Genomic DNA, 20,988 nt, shown 5'->3' with positions numbered 1-20,988 from the left:
CCAGCTGCCTTAAATTAATTCAAATTTCTCCTGTGCCTGCAGCACATAAGGCCAAACATGGGTAATACATTCCGAGTCACAATTCGCTGATTGTGTCACCCAGTTGCAGCCATCGTTTTTCTCAGGGTCTGCAAATACGGGATAAGGCGCTTCGCACTCATCACAAGGGTCTTCTAACTTGGCCTCATCAATCCAAGATTGAATATGCGCCTGAATTTGTAAAGCTGTCGCCTGAATTTTCATGGGATTACTCCTCAATAACACTTATATATTTTGCTTTATTTAATACTCCGACTTCTCATACAAATAGTCCACAAAAACAACATGAGCTATTAAACTTTCATATATCCATACCCTCAAAGTATTAAGAATAAGCACAATTCAACAAGCTTTTAATAGCTGCTGCATCGTATATCTAGAGCGTTATAATTAACACTATGATCAATTTGGAATTATGTAACCGCCCATGAGCAGCAAAAACGTCAATCCAGCAGATGAAGTTCTCTGCCACTGCAGCGGAACCACCCGAGGAGCTATTCAAAGCCTTTTCGAGCAAGGCAAGGATGTCGATGGCATTTCACGATGGACAGGCGCTCTGTCTGGCTGTGGCGGTTGCGAGTGGGATATTGCAGAGTTTCTCGCTGAACTTATCGAACAGCAGAAAAAGAACTCATAAGATCACTGCAATTCGAGCTACCAACAATCTTTGACGCACCATTTATTTAGAAAACCAGTCAGGCAAAAAACAAAAAGCTCAATGCATAAAATCATTGAGCTTTTTGTTTTTGATGCTTTTAATTTGAGTAAATGGTGGAGCCGGGGGGAATCGAACCCCCGTCCGCAAGCACTCTACAGACAGTTCTACATACTTAGCCTGGTTGTTTGATTTAATCTTGCATGCACCAACCGACAAGCGACTACAAGACGAGTTACCTTGGATTTAATGGTGTATAAAGTAACCCTATACAACACGAGCCTCTCTTTATGACGCTGCTGTGGTTTCCCACCCGACCGAGAGGCCCTTCGGTGCAGCGTCCAACCGGGATTAAGCGGCTAGAGCGTAAGTTTCGTCGTTTGCGACTATACTTGTTTCAGTTGTATTTACGAGGTAGCTGAGCCTCGGTATGCCCTGCACTGCTTTGCAACCCACGTCGAAACCTGGTCGGCCCCAATTTGTTTTGCTTATGATTAAATATTAACCATAAGTTTAAGCAAGTCTCGAATTATACGCCTTATCGATTGGCTTCACGAACTATTCGGCCTTTTTCACGTTGCCAGTCACGGTCTTTCTCCGTTGCACGTTTATCGTATTGTTTCTTACCTTTGGCTAGGCCAATCTGTGCCTTAATTCTGCCCCGGGTGAAGTGCAAATCAAGCGGCACTAGGGTGTAGCCTGCAATCTGAACCTTACCTATTAGCTTAGAAATTTCTTCGGAATGTAGCAACAATTTACGGGTGCGAATAGTATCTGGCCGCACGTGTGTCGAGGCTGAACCGAGCGGGGTGACATGGCAACCTATCAGATAAATCTCGCCACGCTGAATAATCACGTAAGCTTCTTTAAGATTGATTCGATTATCCCGAATAGCCTTGACTTCCCAGCCTTCGAGCACGATGCCTGCCTCATACTTTTCTTCAATAAAGTAGTCGTAAAAGGCTTTTTTGTTTTGTGCAATGCTCATATCAGAGTTTGGTTCTAGCTGTGCTTTAGGCTTAAAATCAGTATTTTACTCCAGATAAAAACCCAAATGGCGCATGTTGAAAAAACAGTATTGGTCAACTTTTCTGCCGCACAGATGTATGCGTTGGTAGATACAGTAGAAAAATACCCAGAGTTTTTACCTTGGTGCGGCGGTATTGACTTGATTGAACGGGATGAAACCACCACGACCGCTACGTTGCATATTGACTATCACGGCATCAAACAAAAATTTACCACTCAAAACTTTAAAACCTACCCAAGCAGTATGGAAATTACTCTGAAAGATGGTCCGTTTAGCCATCTCGAAGGCAATTGGCGTTTTATTGCACTGTCTGAAACCGCCTGTAAGATTGAATTTAAGCTGACTTATGAGTTTTCAAACCTGTTCCTTGAAAAACTCATCTCTCCCGTTTTTAGCCACATTGCCAATACATTTGTAGATGCTTTTGTGGTGCGTGCCGAAAAGGTTTATTGAGCAACAATGCTAGGTAAATTGACTTCTGGCAATAGTGGGGAAATTATTGTGGAAGTAGCTTACGCAAACCCTGATATGCAATTAATCGTTCAATTGCAATTGCCGAAAATAGCGACAGTTAAGGATGCAATTGAAACTTCAGGTATCTTATTAAAATTCCCAGAGATTGATTTAAACATCAATAAGGTTGGAATATTTGGGAAGCTTTGCAAACTAGAAAAACTGTTGCGGCATCATGACAGGGTTGAAATATATCGGCTGTTAATTGCTGACCCCAAACAACTACGCAGACAAAACGCAGCAAAAAAGCAATAAAGCTTTACTTAAACTACTTGCAATAAAGCTTTACGTTTTTCTCTGCTTCAGCCATCCCTTTAGCCATGCCAGATTGATCGAGGTATTCACGTTCGCCTTTGTCATTAACTTTGTAGACAAGTGCGCCATCCTGATAATTTTTGAGGCTATCTTTTGCTAATAAGCAGTTCTGCTTCTTATTCTTTTTTTCCTCTTCTTTAGCTTTTAATTCCTCATTACTCTTCTTCTCCGCTTCCGCAGACTCTTGGCGCTTCATTGCAGCCGCCTCTTTGCTATCTGGGGTATCTTTAGTTGATGCTGTAGGTTCAGCAGCAATAATTTTCCTGGATTTTATTGATTCAGTTGGTATGTTTCCATTGGGTGGAGTATCTGAGTAACGAACGACGCCATTCGTGTCTTTCCATTTGTATATGTCGGCTTGGGCAGTCATAGTCACTAGCGCGCCAATCACAAATATCACCAATGTAAACATTCTAGTCATTGCTTTAAATCCTATGTTTTTAATATCAATGCTTTACATTAAAACCATAAGCACTAGCAGTCAATGCTTATTGACTTACTAATTGCCTGCATTCTGGATTTACCCGCGCGCATCAAATCTGTATAATTAGCTTTTGCCAGAAAGATATTTTATGCGTTTGTTGCAAACAGCGCTTACCTTCGACGATGTTTTACTGGTTCCAGCACACTCTATCGTGCTGCCGCGTGAAGTAAGCCTAGCCACCCAGCTCACTCGTTCTATTCGCCTCAACATCCCTTTGGTTTCTGCCGCGATGGATACCGTCACGGAAGCACCGCTTGCAATCGCTCTAGCGCAAGAAGGTGGTCTCGGCATCATCCACAAGAATATGACGGCCAAAGAACAAGCTGCACATGTTTCTCGCGTTAAGCGTTTTGAATCTGGCGTAGTGAATGATCCTTTTACGATTCAGCCGCACATGACAGTACGTGATGTATTGAACATCACCCGTCAGCACAAAATTTCAGGTTTGCCAGTGGTAGAAGGCACCAAAGTGGTTGGTATCGTTACCAATCGTGACCTTCGATTCGAGACTAACCTCGATCAATCCATCAAGAACATCATGACCCCGCGCGATCGTCTGGTGACTGTACGTGAAGGCGCCAGTCGTGAAGAAGTGATTCAATTGCTGCATCAACATCGCCTTGAACGCGTATTGGTGATTGATGAAAACTACGAGCTTAAAGGCTTAATCACTGTTAAAGATATTCAAAAGTCCAGTGACCATCCATTGGCCTGTAAAGACTCCAAAGGTCGCTTACGTGTTGGCGCAGCAGTAGGCGTGGGTGAAGGTACTGAAGAGCGCGTTGCAGCGCTGGCAGAAGCTGGTGTGGATGTCATCGTGGTTGATACCGCGCATGGCCATTCACAAGGTGTACTTGATCGCGTGAAGTGGGTTAAAAAGAATTTCCCGCAAGTACAAGTGATTGGTGGAAACATTGCTACCGCTGCTGCTGCCAAGGCGTTGGTTGATAATGGCGCAGATGGTGTAAAAGTCGGTATTGGCCCTGGCTCAATCTGCACGACTCGTATCGTGGCTGGTGTAGGTGTTCCGCAAATCAGCGCAGTCAGCAATGTTGAAGAAGCTTTGCGTGGTTCTGGTGTGCCGTTTATTGCAGATGGTGGCATCCGCTACTCTGGCGATATCTCCAAGGCAATTGCCGCTGGAGCTTACTCTGTCATGCTAGGTGGTATGTTTGCTGGTACTGAAGAAGCGCCTGGTGAGATCGAGCTGTTCCAAGGCCGATCTTATAAGTCTTACCGCGGTATGGGTTCTATTGGTGCGATGCAAAAAGGCTCTAGCGACCGTTACTTTCAGGACAACAATGGCAATGCCGACAAACTGGTGCCTGAAGGCGTCGAAGGCCGTGTACCTTACAAAGGCAGTGTGATTGCGGTGATTCACCAGTTGATGGGTGGCTTGCGCGCTTCTATGGGCTATGTAGGTTGCAGCACCATTGATGAGATGCGCAACAAGGCTGAGTTTGTGCAGATCACTTCTGCTGGCATGCGTGAATCTCATGTACATGATGTACAAATCACCAAAGAAGCTCCTAACTATCATATCGACTAACTCAGTATCGACTAACTAACTAAAGGTGAAGAGGGAAAGAGGCGCAAATAAACCAATTGGTTTTAGCCCTCTTCCCTCTTCAAGTTTTTTCATGCACTCAAAAATCCTCATTCTTGATTTCGGCTCACAAGTTACTCAGTTAATCGCAAGACGTGTGCGTGAAGCAAAAGTCTATTGCGAGATTCATCCATGCGATGTGTCAGATGACTTTGTCCGTGATTTTGGTGCGGATGGCATCATCCTCTCTGGCAGTCATGCTAGCGTGTATGAAGAAGAAACCGACAAAGCACCGAATGTGGTATTTGAGCTCGGTGTTCCAGTACTTGGCATCTGTTATGGCATGCAAACCATGGCGCAACAATTGGGCGGCAAGGTAGAGGCTGGCACCAAGCGTGAATTTGGCTTTGCAGAAGTACGTGCAAGAGGCCATTCTGAACTGTTCAAGGATATTCAGGATAGCAGCAACGCTGATGGCCACGGCTTGCTTGAAGTCTGGATGAGCCACGGCGATAAAGTGACCGAATTACCAGCAGGATTCAAAGTCATCGCCAGCAATGAAACCACACCGATTGCGGCCATGGCAGACGAAAGCCGTAAGTTTTACGCAGTACAGTTCCACCCTGAAGTCACTCACACCAAGCAAGGCCAAGCGATGTTGAATCGCTTCGTGCTGGATATCTGCAAGGCACGTGCAGATTGGATTATGGGCGATTACATTACTGAGGCGGTCGAGAAAATTCGCCAGCAGGTTGGTGATGAAGAAGTGATTTTGGGCCTGTCCGGCGGTGTTGATTCCAGCGTTGCAGCAGCATTGATCCACCGCGCGATTGGTGACCAACTCACTTGTGTGTTTGTAGACCACGGCTTGCTACGCCTGAATGAAGGCAAGATGGTCATGGAGATGTTTGCTGGTCGCCTGCATGCAAAAGTAATTCATGTGGATGCGACTGCTCAATTCATGGGTGAACTTGAAGGCGTCAGTGACCCAGAAGCTAAGCGCAAAATTATAGGTAAAGAATTCGTAGAGGTTTTCCAGGTTGAAGCCAAAAAGCTGGAAAATGCCAAATGGCTGGCGCAAGGTACGATTTACCCCGATGTGATTGAATCAGGCGGTGCGAAATCTAAAAAAGCGGTCACCATCAAGAGCCACCATAACGTAGGCGGCCTGCCAGAAACACTAGGTTTGAAACTGCTAGAACCATTACGTGACCTGTTTAAAGATGAAGTACGGGAACTCGGCGTTGCGCTGGGTTTGCCACACGATATGGTTTATCGTCACCCTTTCCCAGGCCCTGGTCTAGGTGTACGTATTTTGGGTGCAGTTAAAAAAGAGTACGCCGATCTATTGCGCTTGGCTGATGCCATATTCATCGAAGAATTACGCAATACGATTGATGAAAAAACAGGCAAAAGCTGGTATGACCTCACCAGTCAGGCCTTTGCTGTGTTCCTTCCAGTGAAGTCTGTGGGCGTGATGGGGGATGGCCGCACTTACGATTACGTAGTGGCATTGCGCGCAGTAGTCACCAGCGATTTCATGACAGCGCACTGGGCTGAGTTGCCATATGCACTATTGGGCAAAGCATCTAACCGCATCATCAATGAAGTGCGAGGCATTAACCGTGTGGTGTATGACGTATCGGGCAAGCCACCAGCCACCATTGAGTGGGAATAAGCTTAACTATCCATGAGTCGCGGATTTGTTAAGGAAGATGATCTTGAGCATGCGGGTACTGATCTGCCGGAACGGCCAATCAGTCCACATGCCAATTATGTAACACCAGCTGGCTTGGCTCAGCTACAAAACCAGTCTGAAAACCTAGAGCTAGAGCGCCAGCAATTATCTCCAGATAAAGATGACCCAGTCGCCAGCCAACGCCTTGGTATGGTGGAACGGGATTTGCGTTATTTTCAGGCAAGGCTGGAAAGTGTCATTTTGGTTGAGCCTGCTGAGCAGCCATCCGAACAAGTGTTATTTGGTGCAACGGTAAAAGTAGAAGATGAACATGGTGATAGGCTAACCTTCATGATAGTAGGTGAAGATGAAGCTGACATTACCGCTGGTAAAGTCAGTTATGTATCACCTTTGGCACGAGCACTTATCGGGCACAAAACTGGTGAAACTGTTATTTGGAAACGCCCAGCGGGTGATCTCGCGCTCGAAATTATAGAAATATTATAGGAAAGAATAAGTAATCATGGAAGTAAAAACCGCCATTGAAACACGCCGTGCCATCAAGGCCTATGACACTGAACATCGCCTCACTGAGGCTGAAATCAATCAGCTTTTCTCACTGGCCATACTCTCCCCTACCGCTTTCAATATTCAGAACTGGCGCTTTGTTGTGGTGCAAAACCCTGAGCTACGCAAACAGATTCGTGCAGTCAGCTGGGATCAAGCCCAAGTAACAGATGCTTCAATTCTGGTCATTCTCACAGCAGATTTAAAGTCTTGGGAAAAACAGCCAGAACGTTACTGGAAAGATGCGCCAAAACCTGTGCAAGACTTTTTAGTGCCCGCAATCGGCCAATATTATGGTGGACGCGAACAAGTACAACGCGATGAAGCGATGCGCTCTTGCGGAATGGCAGCCATGACACTCATGCTGGCAGCCAAAGATATGGGCTATGACAGCTGTCCGATGGATGGCTTTGATTTTGATGCCGTAGCAAAACTGATCAATCTGCCAGCAGATCACACACCGGCAATGTTCGTCGCCATTGGTAAAGGCATTAAAGAGCCTTGGCCGCGCGGTGGCCAACTACCATTGGGTGACGTCGTCATTCACGATCAATTCAAATAAACCAGCATCTCGGATAAATCAGTATTTTCGTTTTAATCATTTAGGAACACCAACGTGCTCATTAGCAACAACATCACCATGCAGTTCGGCGCAAAGCCTTTGTTCGAAAACGTATCAGTCAAATTTGGCGAAGGTAATCGCTATGGCTTGATTGGCGCCAACGGCTGTGGAAAATCCACATTCATGAAGATTCTGGCTGGTGTATTAGAACCTACAGCTGGCAATATTGCATTGGATAGCCACGAACGCATGTCCTGGCTACGTCAGGATCAGTTTGGCTATGAAGAGCAGCGTGTGCTGGATGTGGTCATGATGGGCCATGAGGAAATGTGGAAGGCCAGTGCAGAGAAAAACGCCATCTACATGAACATGGAAGCCACTGAAGACGACTACATGAAAGCCGCAGAGCTTGAAGCAGTATTTGCTGAATATGATGGTTACACGGCAGAAGCCCGTGCAGGCGAATTGCTACTGGGTGTCGGCATCCCAATTGAGCAACATACTGGCTTGATGAGCGCGATTGCACCAGGCTGGAAATTACGTGTTTTGCTAGCGCAAGCGCTGTTCTCAAACCCTGACATTTTGCTGCTGGATGAGCCAACCAATAACCTGGACATCAACACCATCCGCTGGCTGGAAGATATTCTGAATAACCGCAACTGCACCATGATCATCATTTCGCATGATCGCCACTTTTTGAATCAGGTGTGTACGCATACAGCTGACATGGATTACGCCAAACTGACGGTGTACCCAGGCAATTATGATGACTTCATGGAAGCTTCAACCATGGCACGCGCGCAGCAAGCCAAAGATAACGCCAAGGCCAAGCAGCAGATTTCTGATTTACAAGATTTCGTACGTCGTTTCTCGGCTAATGCATCTAAAGCTAAACAAGCCACCAGCCGCGCCAAGCAAATCGACAAAATCAAGGTTGAAGATATCAAGCCTTCAAGCCGCCAATATCCATTCATTCGCTTTGAATATGATGAACGCGAAAAACTACATCGCAATGCGGTAGAAGTAGAAAAGCTCAGCCACGGTTTTGACCATCTGCTCTTTAATGATTTTGATTTGATGATAGAGGCAGGTGAGAAAGTCGCGATTATCGGCGAAAACGGTATTGGTAAGACCACCCTGCTACGCTGTCTTGCAGGTCAATTAAAGCCTAAACATGGCAAAGTAAAATGGGCAGAAAAAGCCAACGTCAGCTATTTTGCGCAAGACCATTCAGAAGATTTTGAAGATGATCTCAATCTGTTTGACTGGATGAAGCAATACACAAAAGCGACTGATGATGACCAAGCCGTGCGCAGCATGCTAGGACGTTTACTGTTCTCTGGCGACGATTTCAAAAAATCAGTCAAAGTGCTTTCTGGCGGTGAAAAAGGCCGCATGATGTTTGGCAAACTGATGTTGGATAAAACTAATGTGATGCTGATGGATGAGCCAACCAACCATATGGACATGGAATCTATCGAGTCACTCAATACGGCGCTGGATAAATACAAAGGCACCTTATTGTTTGTGAGTCATGACCGTGAGTTTGTGAGCTCATTGGCTACGCGCATATTAGAAATTCGCGCAGATAAAATCATAGACTTCAGTGGCAATTATGAAGACTACCTTGCCAGCCAAGGCGTAGATTAATCAATCACGTTCAAACTGATACGTTTAATCTAAAAATTAGACTGTTCCACCACCTATAAAACATGCGCATGAGTGCGCATGTTTGTCTTTGTTACAAAGCGCCGTTTGTAAAAAACATCAAAGCTACGCATAATCCCTTCAGCATCTCCATTACATGGGCTGACAAGGTTACCTATCGATATGCAAGCCAAGCTGCGCGCCATCATCAAAAAGTTCATGCTTGCCGTGCTGGCGGGCATATACATCATATTTTGCATTGCCTGGGGGCTGATCCTTCAGTCACAGGATGCAGACTCACTGACGCCTACGATGCAGCTCTTGATCTGGATCAGTGTGATAGCGCTGATTGCCATCATTTGTATCAGTGCCGTACTGTCTATCGTTCTGCAAAAACAAAGACTCAACAGCCAGTTTAATCAGCAGCTCCTTGAAAACCAGACTGAAGGTGTGGTTGCTTGTGATGCCAATATGCAACTGCTCAGGTTTAACTGCGCTGCGAGAGAATGGCATGGGCTCGACCCGCTTAAAATCGCCTCTAGCGAGTGGAGCCAATACTACGACTTGTACGATGCAGATGGCATAAACAGGTTAAGTGTTGAGCAAATACCGCTGATACGCGCGTTCAATGGCGAAATCATCAAAGATGTACTTATTATGATTAGAGCCAAGGGACAAGCCCCCAGGGTTGTCTCTTGCAACGGTGCAGCATTTTATGATGATGCTGGTAATAAGTTAGGCGCCATCATCGTCATGCGAGACATGACTGCACAACTTGAACAATCTCGCACATTGGCACAAAACGAGGCGATATATCGCGAGATGTTCGATGCCAACCCGATACCGATGTGGGTATTCAACATCAAAACACTCGATTTTCTTGCTGTGAACGAAGCCGCTGTGAGCCTGTATGGCTGGTCAAAACAAGAGTTTCTTTCCATGACGCTGTTGGAAATGCGACCCATAGAAGAGCAGCAGCGGCTGCTTCAGCTTATGCCCAGCTTTGAAAATAATCACATTAAAAGTTTTGGTGAATGGTTGCACTGGAAACAAGATGGCAGCCTGATTGATGTAGAAATCACCTCTCACCCAATCATATTCAATGAGCATGCTGCAAGACTGGTGCAAGCGTATGACATCACCAAGCGTAAGTTAGTCGAGCTTGAAACCCAATCCACTAACCGTTTGTTATTGATGTTAAGCAATGTGAATAAGCTGATTATGCATAGACTTCCATTGCTAGAGATATTGCATGAAGCCTGCAATATCGCAGTCGACGATGGCGGCTTCAGAATGGCGTGGATAGGTTTAATAGACGAACAAGCCAATAAGGTGAATGTCATCTCCAGCGCAGGAGAAACTGGCAGTTATATTGAAAACCTGACCATTGACCTGAACAAGATAGAGGCCAACCAGGTCAGCATAGAAGACTTGAAGAATGGCCCAATTGCCACTGCAATCAGCACAGCAAAATATGTAGTAGTAGATAACATCGCCACAGACAAAAGGATGACCTACTGGCGAGAAGTAGCCCTTGGCCATGGATACAAAAGCATGATCACCTTGCCGCTGAATACCAATGGCAAGGTGATCGGCACACTCAATCTATATATGGGTGAAGCAGGCGCTTTTGAGCCAAGAGTGGTCGATTTGCTTGATCAATTCGCCAACAACGTATCGTTTGCTGTCTCTGCCTCGGAGGCAGACAGGGCAAAACAAATTGCTGAAGATGCATTACAAAAAAGCAGAACCTTATTTCATACCTTGGCCCAGTCTTCCCCAGTTGGCATATTCCATACCAATGCTAAAGGACATTTCATTTATGTGAATAAAAGCTGGTCAGACATTACCGAGACCAAACTGGAACAAGCGACTAGCAATCGCTGGCTGAACGCCTTGTATGAAGAAGATCGCCCTCGTATCAGTGCCAAATGGAAAGAAGCACTTTCGACTAAACAGACATTTAATCAAGAGTTCAGGTTTATACGTGCCGATGGCAAAACTGTCTGGGTAAAAGGCCAAGCTGCTACAGAATACGATGAGCACCACCATTTTATGGGCTTTGTTGGCACAATTACTGACATCACCATACTCAAGAATAATGAAGAACAGCACCGCATGTCACGCGCTGTATTTGAAAATACGCGTGAAGGTATCATGGTGACCGATGAAAATAGCCGCATCATGATGGTCAACTCAGCATTTACCGACATCACTGGCTATGATTCGGAAGAAGTCATCAATCTATCGCCCAAACTGCTTAATTCTGGCCGGCATGATGACTCGTTCTTCTCTGACTTGTGGGATATCCTGATACAAACAGGCCACTGGCAAGGCGAGATGTGGAATCGCCGAAAAAACGGTGAGGTTTACCCCCAATTAATGAGCATCAGTTCAATTAAAAACGAGCTGGGCGACACTACTAATTACGTGGCTGTATTTGCTGATATATCCAATATCAAAGCCTCCGAAGACCAGTTGGAATTTCTCGCGCATCACGACCCGCTCACTCACCTGCCTAATCGCTTGATGCTACTTTCAAGGCTGGATCACGCGGTTGAAGTCGCGCGGCGCGAAGGCAAGATGATTGCCTTATTGATGCTTGACCTGGACCGCTTTAAAAACGTGAATGATAGTTTTGGCCATCTTGCTGGAGATGAGCTGCTGCAGCAAGTTGCCAAGCGACTCCTCAACAAGCTAAGGGCCGTGGATACGGTAACGCGGCTGGGTGGCGATGAATTCACCATTCTGATTGAAGGTATTAACTCGCAAGAAGATGTAAGTAAGATCGCCAGCAGTATCATTACGGCTTTAGAAGCGCCCTGGACGCTTTCCAATAATGTTGAAGTACGCATAGGCACTAGCATCGGGGTGAGCATGTTCCCTGGGCATGGTGAATCAGCACTGGAGCTTTTACAACATGCGGATGCTGCCTTGTATCAAGCCAAGAATGCTGGCCGCGGCTGCATACGATATTTCTCAGAAAGCCTGACACAAGCAGCGCGCGATCGTTTTCATATTGAATCAAGGTTACGACAAGCTATCCCCAATAATGAATTACGCGTGTATTACCAGCCTAAGGTAGATATACGTTCAGGCCGCATCATCGGCGCTGAAGCCTTGGTGAGATGGCAAGACCCAGTAGACGGCCTGATCATGCCATTTATATTTATCGGCATTGCAGAAGAAACAGGCCTGATCAAGTCGCTAGGTGAATGGGTATTAGCTGAAACCTGCAGGCAAGGTAAAGAATGGATAGACGCGGGTTTGCTACCACTCAACTTAGCCGTGAATCTCTCGGCCCATCAATTTCACCACGGAAACATCGTAAGAACACTCTCTGATGTGCTGGAAATCACGCAATTCCCCGCGGAATATCTGGAGCTTGAGCTGACGGAAAGCATATTGATGCAACGTGAGAGTGAAATGGTTGAAACGCTGAATCAATTGCGTAGCAAAGGCGTCAGCCTCTCGATTGATGATTTTGGTACAGGCTATTCATCACTGGCCTACCTCAAGACATTCCCTCTTGATGTACTAAAGATCGACCGCAGCTTTGTAATGGATATTGAAAAAGATGAAGATGACCGTGCGATCACCGCGACTATCATCAAGATTGCTCACACGTTAGGCTTGAAAGTAGTTGCTGAAGGCGTAGAAACACAGCAGCAACTAGAGTTTCTCGATGCGCATGGCTGCGATATGTACCAAGGCTACCTGATGGGAAAACCCATGCCAGCAGCTGATTTTATTACGCTATTAAAACGGATTAATCACTAGAACTAAGTGCAACGCTCAAATCGTTGCAAACATGGCCACCACAGCAAGCGCCATCATAAATGTAGCCAGCCAGCCTAATGATTTAAGGCGTCTAGAGATGACAAACTGCCCCATAATCTCAGGCTTCACTGCCATCAGCATCATCACCGCCATAATCGGTACTGAAATCACCCCGTTAATCACTGCGCTCCAGTACAACGCTTTAATCGGGTCTATTGCACTAAAACTCAAACCAACACCGATCAAGGTAGATAACACAATAATCGCGTAGAACGGTTTTGCCATTTTTGGTGAGAGCTCCAAGCTATGCTCCCACTTAAATGCCCCTGCCATCGCATAAGCAGATGCACCAGCCAGCACAGGGATAGCAAGCAGGCCTGTTCCAATGATACCTGCGCTGAATAACAAGAATGCAAACTCACCTGCGATTGGTCTCAATGCTAATGCTGCTTGCGCAGAGGTTTGTATATCGCTGATGCCATGCAAATTGAGCGTAACGGCTGTCGTCAAAATAATAAAAAAAGCGACCAGATTAGAAAACCCCATGCCAATAATCGTATCAATCTTAATGCGCCGCAGGCTATCTGCGGCTTGCTCAGGGGCAGCAATCAATGGTTTTGATTGTGGGTCAGCAAGCTGCTCCTCTACCTCTTGCGAAGCTTGCCAGAAAAACAGATACGGGCTGATGGTAGTACCAAATACCGCCACCACGGTGGTTATGTACTCTGTTTGCCAGCTGATATGTGGGAATAGTGACGTGACGAGCACCTGCGTCCAAGGGATATGCACCACAAATGCAGTGGCTACGTAAGCCAGAAGCGATAATGTAAGCCACTTGAGAATGCGCACATAACGGCGGTAAGGAATAAACACCTGCAACAGCAATGAGGCCAAACCAAATATCAGCGCGTAGAGATGCGCAGAGCCGCCCACAATCAATTTAAACGCTTCGCCCATGGCAGAGATGTCAGCGGCGATATTAATGGTGTTAGCGACCAGCAATAAGCTCAACACGCCATAAAGTAACCAAGCTGGGAAATGTTGCTGGATATTGTCAGCGAGTCCACGACCCGTCACCCTGCCGATTTTTGCGCTGACGATTTGTATGCTTACCATCAAGGGGTATGTGAACAATACAGTCCACAACATGTTCATGCCAAACTGCGCCCCAGCCTGGGAATAGGTCGCTATGCCACTTGGGTCATCGTCTGCCGCCCCAGTAATCAGGCCAGGCCCTAGTTTTTTCAATAAGCGATTAACTTGCTGGGTTGGGATTAACTTCATCAGGCATGGCTTCCATCAAGGGCTTGCTGTAGAAGCTGGACTATACGTCAATCGCCCCTAGCTTAGTAGCGCACGGCGGTCTCGTTTTAGACAATTATTACTAGGCTTGATAAATAATATCTGAATGCTAGAGAAAGCGTGCCCACAAACGTGCGCCCGTCTCTTTCAGGCGCTTGAGCAAAGAGCGATGCTCCCATTCAGATAGCGTGATTTGTTTTGAGTCTTGCAAGTCTTTTTCATACAGTGCTTGCATGCGGTCGGCAAAGTCTTGCCCTAGAATCACGGCATTGATTTCCTGATTATTTAAAAAGCTACGCCAGTCCATATTGCTTGAGCCCACAGTGGACCACACGCCATCAATCATTGCAGTTTTTGCATGTAAGAATGCATCTTGCCGCTCGTAGATCTTCACACCAGCTTCGAGTAATTCATCATAGTAAGAGTGTGATGCGTACAACACCAGGTTAGAGTCAGTCGTGCTTGGCAACAATATGCGCACATCTACACCACGCCCTGCCGCCTCTTTAAGCGCCGCCAGCATTTGCTTGTCAGGCACGAAATAGGCATTGGTAATGTATATCTGGCTCTCAGCACTATTAATCGCCGAGATCAAAGTCACATACATCAAACTGAATGGATCATCAGGTGTACTGCCGATAGCGCGTACAACGTCTCGTCCAGCACTTACTGGCGCGGGGAAATAGTCATGATTTTCAAGTGGCTCGCCTTTTTGCTTTTCCCAACTCGTCATAAATAGTTTCTGGAATTCGCCTACGACTGGGCCCTCCATCCTCATGTGGGTGTCCCGCCAGGCAAGTCCCTCTGACTTTTTAGTTTGCTTGCCATCTTCGGTCTTATCTTCGAGCGATTCTTTGTGGCGTTTGCTACTACCGAGACTGGCAAATGTGCTACCGAAAGAACCTGATGAATACACACTACTGATATTGATACCGCCGACATAGGCAATCTTGCCATCTATCACCAACAGCTTGCGATGGTCTCGCTCATTCAACTCCCAGCCCTTTCGTGTATTCAAGGGGTTAATTGGATTGTATTCAATGACGTGCGCACCAGCATCAACTAAAGGTTGAAAGAAAGATTTTGGGGTATTCAAAGAACCGACACTGTCATAAATCAGGTTAACCTGCACACCCTCAAGTTGCTTCTGTAACAGGGCATCCACAAAGCGCTGGCCTATATCGTCTGGCTCAAGTATGAAAGTTTCCATATCAATCGTATCAGTTGCCTGTGCGATTGCAGCAAACATGGATTCATATGTGGCTGGGCCATCTACCAACAAATCAACATGGTTACCGACCATTAGTGGGCTATCGCCAATCTCTTGCTCAATCGCCAGATGGCGGTCAAAGATATTGGTGTCATCTGCACCTTTTTGCAGTTTTGCTAATATCGCTTTACTTTGCTTATTGGATAATGGGCCCCGCGCACCCTCCATGTGTATAGGCTTTGGAGAGTGAAGTGCCATATCTGGATTGATAGTGGGTAATGATCCGCAGCCCGCTAACAAGAAAGGTAAAGACAAGAAAAATGGCTGCAACCACTTAAAGGCATCATGCTTTAAGTGGTTCATATGCGAGCCCTATCTAATTTAAATCTTATGTATTCAAAGCTTACATAAAACCGATCCAGATATCGTTGCAAATCTCACCCCATTCAATCTCTTAATTAATTACATGATATGAGGCGTATTGACTCTAACTTGGTCAATTACGCCCCACATCTTTACAATAGTCATGACAACTAAATTACATCGTAGTTACACGAACACCTGCTGTATCAACACTCTTCACTCCTTCAATCTTGGCAGCAATATCTTTTACGTGATCAAGCGCATCTTCACTAGCTAATTGACCTTTAAGCACTACCACGCCCTTTGTGGTTTCTACGCTAACGTCAAAACCCTTGGTCACGCTATCAGCCAAGATCGCTGATTTCACTTTGGTGGTAATCCAGCTATCAGAAACTTCACGCTTAGCTTTATCAGCAGTTTTATTGCTATCAGGTGTTTTGACAGTGTTATCTACACTCTTAACACCATCGACTGCCTTGGCAATGCTTCCAGCACGTGATTTTGCTGCTGAACTAGTAGCTGAACCCTCTAAAGTCACTACGCCATTCGTTGTGGTCACATCAATTTTTGATTTCTTCAGGCCATCATCTGTCAACAATTTCGCCTTAATTTTCGCAGTGATCGCAGTATCGCTAAGGGTAGCGCCTACGCCATCACTATGCGCTTCAGGTGCTGAAGCGTCTGCCAACATAATGCGAGTATCAGCAGCATTTGCTACTGAAAAATGCATGCAAGCGACTAAAGCGGTTGCAGATAGTGCCTTATAGATTGCAGAAGTGTTTTTAAAAGATTTCATGGTGGTCTCCTTAACATTAACGAAAGATTTAATACTGAAAAATCAGCATTTCTTCAACTGATGTAATGCAAAGCATCAAATAGAAGAAGATGTGCTTATTATGATTTCTCAGAAAAAAGTCACCATAGTCGCTAGCTGATAATGCTGTAGGAGTTATCTGATATAACGCGGACAGGATTGATTAAGCTGGCGGAGAGGGAGGGATTTGAACCCTCGATACGCTTTCACGTATGCCTGATTTCGAGTCAGGTACATTCAACCACTCTGCCACCTCTCCGATGGCCTAGATTATAGCGTTGAGTCCCTCTGATAAATACAGCCTGTGTGTAAATTAAGGTTAACCATATATTTTGCCAACTGGACAAGATTGCAAAACTTGTAGAAACTTGGCTTATGCAAGCCATTTTCTCCCCCGTCACCATCGTTATCTGTATTTCGCTGATGCTATCTGCATGTGACAAACCAGCACCGCTACCAAGCCCAAAAGCCCAGAACAACAATAAAGAAATAGTGATTGTCACGCACAACGGCCCCAATACTTATTACATTGATGGCGAAAATCAATCGGCTGGGCTGGAATATGATTTAGTCAGTCTATTCATGAAAGATTTGGGGCCTGAATACACGGTTAGGTACTTGATTGTGGACAATATCTCACAGGTAATCCCAGCACTGATGAAAGGGCAAGCTAATATCGCAGCGGCTGACCTTACCATTACCCCCGTAAGAAAGCAGTTGGTGGTATTCAGCGAGCCTTACCAAAGCGTGCAAGAAAAGCTGGTATATAACAAATCCCAAAACAGCAAACCAAGATCACTCAAAGATTTAATCGGTAGGAAAATTGCTGTGACAGCAGGCACGAGTTACGCAGAGCGCCTGCAAACTCTAAAACAGAAAGAGCCTGAGCTCAGGTGGGATCTGCTGACTAATGCAGGGGCTGATGAACTACTGGAGCAAGTTGCACAAGGCAAGCTAGATTACACCGTAGCAGATAGCCACATTGTCTCCATGCTACAAAATTACTACCCTAATCTGGGTGATGAGATGGCGATTGGCGAGCCTGAGAAAATCGCCTGGGCATTCCCAAAAAAAGGCCCTTCATGGCTACGTGAGCGTGCTAACAAGTTCTTTGCGCGCATCAGTAAAGACGGCACATTACGCAGCCTGATAGACCGCTACTACGGGCATTCAGATCGCCTTAATCCCGTGGACATCACCACCTTCCTTGGGCGTACGCGCACGACTTTACCTGAATACGTACCACTGTTTAAAGAGGCACAGGAGTTAACCGATATTGATTGGCGTTTGCTGGCAGCCATTAGCTATCAGGAATCTCATTGGGATAGATTCAATACCTCGCCCACCAATGTGCGTGGCTTGATGATGCTGACTGAAAATACTGCCGATTTACTGGGGGTGACGGATAGGCTCGATGCCAAGCAAAGCATTATGGGCGGCGCGCGTTACATTATGTCGTTGAAAGACATGATACCCAAACGCATAGAAGAGCCAGACCGCACATGGCTCGCACTGGCCGCTTACAACATTGGCTATGCGCACCTTGAAGATGCAAGAGTATTGGCACAACGCTTGGCGCTCAATCCAGATAGCTGGGCTGACCTTAAAAAGGTGCTGCCGCTATTGAATAAAGCCGAATACTACACGACCCTGAAATATGGCTATGCCAGTGGCGGCGCGCCAGTGGTATTTGTGGAATCAATACGCAGCTACCATAAGGTGCTTGAGAAATACGAGCCACAACACAGGCCGATATTACCGAGCTTTAATACTAGCAATCTCAACTTTATAGAGCAGCAGTTAAGCCTTGGTAATATCTCACCTGCTATCCCGCGTTAGACTGCAGCCCAGTTAAACTGGCTTGATCTCTGTGATATTACCCATGTACTCACGTAACACCTGTGGCACTGTTACGCTGCCATCAGCATTCTGGTAATTTTCAAGCACAGCCACCAGTGTGCGACCAACTGCCAAGCCTGAGCCATTCAAGGTATGTACTAGTTCAGTTTTGCCTGTTTCATTACGGAAACGCGCCTGCAAACGTCTTGCTTGAAAAGCCTCACAATTAGAGACAGATGAAATCTCGCGATAAGTATTTTGTGCAGGTAGCCAAACTTCCAGATCGTAAGTCTTGGCAGCGCCAAAGCCCATGTCACCAGTACACAATGAAACGACGCGATATGGCAGTTCTAACGCCTTGAGAATATTCTCAGCATGGCCAACCATCTCTTCCAGTGCTTCATAACTTTTTTCTGGATGGACGATCTGTACCATTTCCACTTTATCAAACTGGTGCTGGCGTATCATGCCACGGGTATCACGCCCATAAGAGCCAGCCTCGGAGCGGAAGCACGGCGTATGTGCTGTGAGCTTGATAGGCAAGGATTCCAGCGGCACGATTTCATCACGCACGGTATTGGTCAAAGTGACTTCTGAAGTTGGGATCAGATAGAGCTTGCTGTCATTGTGCGAAAGCGAAAACAAATCTTCTTCAAACTTCGGCAATTGGCCTGTACCAGTCAACGTTTCAGCATTAACCAGATAAGGCGTGTAGCACTCTTCATATCCATGCTTACCAGTCTGCGTATCTAGCATGAATTGCGCTAAGGCTCGATGTAGTTTGGCGATCTGACCACGCATCAAGGTAAAGCGCGTACCGGCCAGTTTGGTGCCTGTATCAAAATCCAACCCCAAAGGCGTACCTACATCAGTGTGGTCTTTGATCTCAAAATCAAACGTGCGTGGCGTACCAACTTTGCGTACTTCTACATTATTTTCTTCAGTTTTTCCAGCTGGCACGCTCTCATGCGGCAGGTTGGGCACGTTGAGTAATATGTTCTGCAACTCAGATTGGATCTGCTCAAGACGTGTTTCATCAGCCTTTAGTTGTTGACCTAGGCCAGCCACTTCAGCCAAAATCGCGCTAACATCTTCGCCTTTAGATTTTGCAATGCCAATCTGCTTAGAGGTCGCATTGCGTTTGGCTTGCAAGTCTTGTGTGCGGGTTTGTACGGTTTTACGTTCCTGCTCCAGCGCAGTGAAACTTGCTGTATCGAAACTAAAACCGCGGGCAGCGAGTTTGCTGACTACTGCATCTAAATCGTTACGCAACTGCTGAATATCTAACATGCTATTTCCTAATTATTTTTACTATTTCTTTTTTGAATGCTTTTGCTTGGCTTCATGATCAAGCTGTTTGAGGCGCTGCAGCTTTTCGCCAATTTTACCCTCTAGGCCGCGTGGCGTGGGCATATAAAACTCAATCACCTGTAGATCATCAGGGAAATAATCTACACCTGCGGCAAAAGCATCAGGCTCATTGTGCGCATAACGATACTCTTTGCCGTAATCCAACTCTTTCATCAGCTTGGTCGGCGCATTGCGTAAATGTAGGGGTACGTTGCGCGATTTATCCTGTGAGATAAATGCCTTAGCCTGGTTGTAGGCCATATAAGCAGCATTGCTCTTAGGTGCGACTGCACAGTAGATTACGGCATTGGATAATGCTAATTCGCCTTCTGGCGAACCAAGCCGTTCATATATCTGGCAAGCTTCGAGCGCCATAGTCTGGGCGCGTGGGTCGGCAATACCAATGTCTTCAATCGCCATACGCATAATGCGGCGACCCAGATACAAAGGATCTGCCCCACCATCAATCATGCGAAGAAACCAATAGAGGGCGGCATCAGGGTTAGAGCCACGCACCGATTTGTGTAGCGCAGATATCTGGTCGTAAAAGGCTTCGCCACCTTTATCAAAGATACGCAGCTTGCTGGCCATCGTACTTTGCAGAAAGGTCTCATCAATATGCGTAATATTGGCGGACTGCGCTGCATTAAACAGGCCTTCCAGAAAATTAAGCAAGCGGCGCGCATCACCATCGGCATAAGCCAGTATTTCGGACTTAACGCCCTCTTCTACCGTCACGCCTTCACCCACAGCCTGTTGTGCACGCTGGAATAAAAGCCCTAGCTCTTCTTCAGATAAAGCCTTGAGCACGAAGACCTGTGCACGACTTAATAACGCACTATTCACTTCAAACGACGGATTCTCAGTGGTCGCGCCTATAAAAGTCAGCAAACCACTTTCAACAAACGGGAGAAATGCATCCTGCTGCGACTTATTGAATCGGTGGACTTCATCAACAAACATGATGGTACGGCGACCAGACTGCTGCAGACTATATTCGGCCTGCTCGACAGCGGCACGAATATCCTTCACGCCAGCTAGCACAGCTGACAATGGAATAAACTCAGCATCTGAAGCATTGGCAATCAGCCGTGCAAGCGTGGTCTTGCCTACTCCAGGTGGGCCCCAGAGTATCATCGATGGCAACTTGCCTGAGGTAAAAGCCAGCTGCAGCGGCTTACCCTCAGCCAGCAAATGCGACTGCCCGACCACTTCGTCTATCGTCTGCGGGCGTAGTCGTTCTGCAAGCGGGGCTTGTGGCGCATTCGGTTTAAAGAATGAATTCAATTGAGCA

At 46.3% G+C, this 20,988-nt stretch carries 18 protein-coding genes, 1 tRNA gene and 1 other RNA gene; 10 read left to right on the top strand and 10 right to left on the bottom strand.

Translation table 11 applies throughout. The features are described from left to right. Positions 1 to 9: 9 nt before the first annotated feature. Positions 10 to 243 carry a hypothetical protein gene (locus ZMTM_RS05535; RefSeq protein ID WP_221765305.1) on the bottom strand — a complete coding sequence of 78 codons (234 nt, stop codon included), beginning with the start codon at positions 241 to 243 and terminating at the stop codon, positions 10 to 12. A gap of 223 nt (positions 244 to 466) precedes the next feature. On the opposite strand from ZMTM_RS05535, the gene ZMTM_RS05530 reads away from it, so the two are divergent. Further along, positions 467 to 676: a (2Fe-2S)-binding protein gene (locus tag ZMTM_RS05530; RefSeq protein WP_221765304.1), complete on the top strand. Its 210-nt coding sequence runs from the start codon at positions 467 to 469 to the stop codon at positions 674 to 676. A gap of 132 nt (positions 677 to 808) precedes the next feature. Here the strand turns inward: ZMTM_RS05530 and ssrA are convergent. Both ssrA and smpB read right to left on the bottom strand, forming a co-directional pair. Next, positions 809 to 1,170, bottom strand: a transfer-messenger RNA (tmRNA) gene (gene ssrA / locus ZMTM_RS05525). A 62-nt stretch (positions 1,171 to 1,232) separates the two neighbouring features. Further along, entirely contained in the window at positions 1,233 to 1,682 is a 450-nt protein-coding gene (gene smpB / locus ZMTM_RS05520; RefSeq protein ID WP_221765303.1) for an SsrA-binding protein SmpB, read from the bottom strand. A 66-nt stretch (positions 1,683 to 1,748) separates the two neighbouring features. Between smpB and ZMTM_RS05515 the strand changes: the two genes are divergently transcribed. Both ZMTM_RS05515 and ZMTM_RS05510 read left to right on the top strand, forming a co-directional pair. After that, positions 1,749 to 2,177 carry a type II toxin-antitoxin system RatA family toxin gene (locus ZMTM_RS05515; protein WP_221765302.1) on the top strand — a complete coding sequence of 143 codons (429 nt, stop codon included), beginning with the start codon at positions 1,749 to 1,751 and terminating at the stop codon, positions 2,175 to 2,177. A gap of 6 nt (positions 2,178 to 2,183) precedes the next feature. Beyond that, positions 2,184 to 2,492: an RnfH family protein gene (locus tag ZMTM_RS05510; RefSeq protein WP_221765301.1), complete on the top strand. Its 309-nt coding sequence runs from the start codon at positions 2,184 to 2,186 to the stop codon at positions 2,490 to 2,492. Between the two features lie 13 nt (positions 2,493 to 2,505). Here ZMTM_RS05510 and ZMTM_RS05505 read toward each other — a convergent pair whose 3' ends face one another. Then, complete coding sequence (locus ZMTM_RS05505) at positions 2,506 to 2,964, bottom strand: DUF4124 domain-containing protein (protein ID WP_221765300.1); 459 nt, start codon at positions 2,962 to 2,964, stop codon at positions 2,506 to 2,508. 160 nt (positions 2,965 to 3,124) lie between these two features. Between ZMTM_RS05505 and guaB the strand changes: the two genes are divergently transcribed. From guaB to ZMTM_RS05475, 6 genes are all read left to right on the top strand, one after another. Next, the gene (gene guaB, locus ZMTM_RS05500) at positions 3,125 to 4,585 is read left to right on the top strand and encodes an IMP dehydrogenase (RefSeq protein ID WP_221765299.1); all 1,461 of its coding nucleotides are present in this window, start codon (positions 3,125 to 3,127) and stop codon (positions 4,583 to 4,585) included. Positions 4,586 to 4,676: 91 nt separating this feature from the next. Continuing rightward, entirely contained in the window at positions 4,677 to 6,260 is a 1,584-nt protein-coding gene (gene guaA, locus ZMTM_RS05495) for a glutamine-hydrolyzing GMP synthase (RefSeq protein WP_221765298.1), read from the top strand. Between the two features lie 12 nt (positions 6,261 to 6,272). Continuing rightward, positions 6,273 to 6,767 (top strand): GreA/GreB family elongation factor, encoded by a 495-nt coding sequence (locus ZMTM_RS05490; protein WP_221765297.1) that lies wholly within the window; start codon positions 6,273 to 6,275, stop codon positions 6,765 to 6,767. A 16-nt stretch (positions 6,768 to 6,783) separates the two neighbouring features. Beyond that, on the top strand, positions 6,784 to 7,389 hold the full coding sequence (locus ZMTM_RS05485) for a nitroreductase family protein (protein ID WP_221765296.1): 606 nt from the start codon (positions 6,784 to 6,786) through the stop codon (positions 7,387 to 7,389). Between the two features lie 54 nt (positions 7,390 to 7,443). After that, complete coding sequence (locus ZMTM_RS05480; RefSeq protein WP_221765295.1) at positions 7,444 to 9,039, top strand: ABC-F family ATPase; 1,596 nt, start codon at positions 7,444 to 7,446, stop codon at positions 9,037 to 9,039. Positions 9,040 to 9,219: 180 nt separating this feature from the next. Beyond that, complete coding sequence (locus ZMTM_RS05475) at positions 9,220 to 12,816, top strand: EAL domain-containing protein (RefSeq protein ID WP_221765294.1); 3,597 nt, start codon at positions 9,220 to 9,222, stop codon at positions 12,814 to 12,816. A 15-nt stretch (positions 12,817 to 12,831) separates the two neighbouring features. Here the strand turns inward: ZMTM_RS05475 and ZMTM_RS05470 are convergent, their stop codons facing one another. The 4 genes from ZMTM_RS05470 to ZMTM_RS05455 all read right to left on the bottom strand — a co-directional run bounded on the left by ZMTM_RS05470 (position 12,832) and on the right by ZMTM_RS05455 (position 16,764). Continuing rightward, positions 12,832 to 14,100 carry an NRAMP family divalent metal transporter gene (locus tag ZMTM_RS05470; RefSeq protein WP_221765293.1) on the bottom strand — a complete coding sequence of 423 codons (1,269 nt, stop codon included), beginning with the start codon at positions 14,098 to 14,100 and terminating at the stop codon, positions 12,832 to 12,834. Between the two features lie 127 nt (positions 14,101 to 14,227). After that, positions 14,228 to 15,691 (bottom strand): phospholipase D-like domain-containing protein, encoded by a 1,464-nt coding sequence (locus ZMTM_RS05465; RefSeq protein ID WP_221765292.1) that lies wholly within the window; start codon positions 15,689 to 15,691, stop codon positions 14,228 to 14,230. A gap of 175 nt (positions 15,692 to 15,866) precedes the next feature. Continuing rightward, positions 15,867 to 16,487, bottom strand: coding sequence for a BON domain-containing protein (locus ZMTM_RS05460; RefSeq protein WP_221765291.1), 621 nt, complete (start codon positions 16,485 to 16,487; stop codon positions 15,867 to 15,869). Between the two features lie 187 nt (positions 16,488 to 16,674). Continuing rightward, positions 16,675 to 16,764: transfer RNA gene (locus tag ZMTM_RS05455), tRNA-Ser, on the bottom strand. A gap of 116 nt (positions 16,765 to 16,880) precedes the next feature. On the opposite strand from ZMTM_RS05455, the gene mltF reads away from it, so the two are divergent. Then, the gene (mltF, locus tag ZMTM_RS05450; RefSeq protein WP_221765290.1) at positions 16,881 to 18,344 is read left to right on the top strand and encodes a membrane-bound lytic murein transglycosylase MltF; all 1,464 of its coding nucleotides are present in this window, start codon (positions 16,881 to 16,883) and stop codon (positions 18,342 to 18,344) included. A gap of 12 nt (positions 18,345 to 18,356) precedes the next feature. Here the strand turns inward: mltF and serS are convergent, their stop codons facing one another. Together serS and ZMTM_RS05440 are read right to left on the bottom strand one after the other, a co-directional pair. After that, entirely contained in the window at positions 18,357 to 19,634 is a 1,278-nt protein-coding gene (gene serS, locus ZMTM_RS05445; RefSeq protein ID WP_221765289.1) for a serine--tRNA ligase, read from the bottom strand. A gap of 21 nt (positions 19,635 to 19,655) precedes the next feature. Continuing rightward, positions 19,656 to 20,981 carry a replication-associated recombination protein A gene (locus tag ZMTM_RS05440; RefSeq protein ID WP_221765288.1) on the bottom strand — a complete coding sequence of 442 codons (1,326 nt, stop codon included), beginning with the start codon at positions 20,979 to 20,981 and terminating at the stop codon, positions 19,656 to 19,658. Positions 20,982 to 20,988 lie beyond the last annotated feature (7 nt).

Source organism: Methyloradius palustris (assembly GCF_019703875.1).
GTDB lineage: Bacteria > Pseudomonadota > Gammaproteobacteria > Burkholderiales > Methylophilaceae > Methyloradius > Methyloradius palustris.
This window is presented reverse-complemented; position numbering and strand designations above follow the sequence as displayed.

Coding starts and splice junctions, on each gene's coding strand:
- ZMTM_RS05505 (WP_221765300.1), bottom strand. CDS start 2,964: ATGTTTACATTGGTGATATTTGTGATTGGCGCGCTAGTGACTATGACT.
- guaA (WP_221765298.1), top strand. CDS start 4,677: ATGCACTCAAAAATCCTCATTCTTGATTTCGGCTCACAAGTTACTCAG.
- ZMTM_RS05535 (WP_221765305.1), bottom strand. CDS start 243: ATGAAAATTCAGGCGACAGCTTTACAAATTCAGGCGCATATTCAATCT.
- smpB (WP_221765303.1), bottom strand. CDS start 1,682: ATGAGCATTGCACAAAACAAAAAAGCCTTTTACGACTACTTTATTGAA.
- ZMTM_RS05465 (WP_221765292.1), bottom strand. CDS start 15,691: ATGAACCACTTAAAGCATGATGCCTTTAAGTGGTTGCAGCCATTTTTC.
- mltF (WP_221765290.1), top strand. CDS start 16,881: ATGCAAGCCATTTTCTCCCCCGTCACCATCGTTATCTGTATTTCGCTG.
- ZMTM_RS05460 (WP_221765291.1), bottom strand. CDS start 16,487: ATGAAATCTTTTAAAAACACTTCTGCAATCTATAAGGCACTATCTGCA.
- ZMTM_RS05530 (WP_221765304.1), top strand. CDS start 467: ATGAGCAGCAAAAACGTCAATCCAGCAGATGAAGTTCTCTGCCACTGC.
- serS (WP_221765289.1), bottom strand. CDS start 19,634: ATGTTAGATATTCAGCAGTTGCGTAACGATTTAGATGCAGTAGTCAGC.
- ZMTM_RS05515 (WP_221765302.1), top strand. CDS start 1,749: ATGGCGCATGTTGAAAAAACAGTATTGGTCAACTTTTCTGCCGCACAG.
- guaB (WP_221765299.1), top strand. CDS start 3,125: ATGCGTTTGTTGCAAACAGCGCTTACCTTCGACGATGTTTTACTGGTT.
- ZMTM_RS05510 (WP_221765301.1), top strand. CDS start 2,184: ATGCTAGGTAAATTGACTTCTGGCAATAGTGGGGAAATTATTGTGGAA.
- ZMTM_RS05490 (WP_221765297.1), top strand. CDS start 6,273: ATGAGTCGCGGATTTGTTAAGGAAGATGATCTTGAGCATGCGGGTACT.
- ZMTM_RS05485 (WP_221765296.1), top strand. CDS start 6,784: ATGGAAGTAAAAACCGCCATTGAAACACGCCGTGCCATCAAGGCCTAT.
- ZMTM_RS05475 (WP_221765294.1), top strand. CDS start 9,220: ATGCAAGCCAAGCTGCGCGCCATCATCAAAAAGTTCATGCTTGCCGTG.
- ZMTM_RS05470 (WP_221765293.1), bottom strand. CDS start 14,100: ATGAAGTTAATCCCAACCCAGCAAGTTAATCGCTTATTGAAAAAACTA.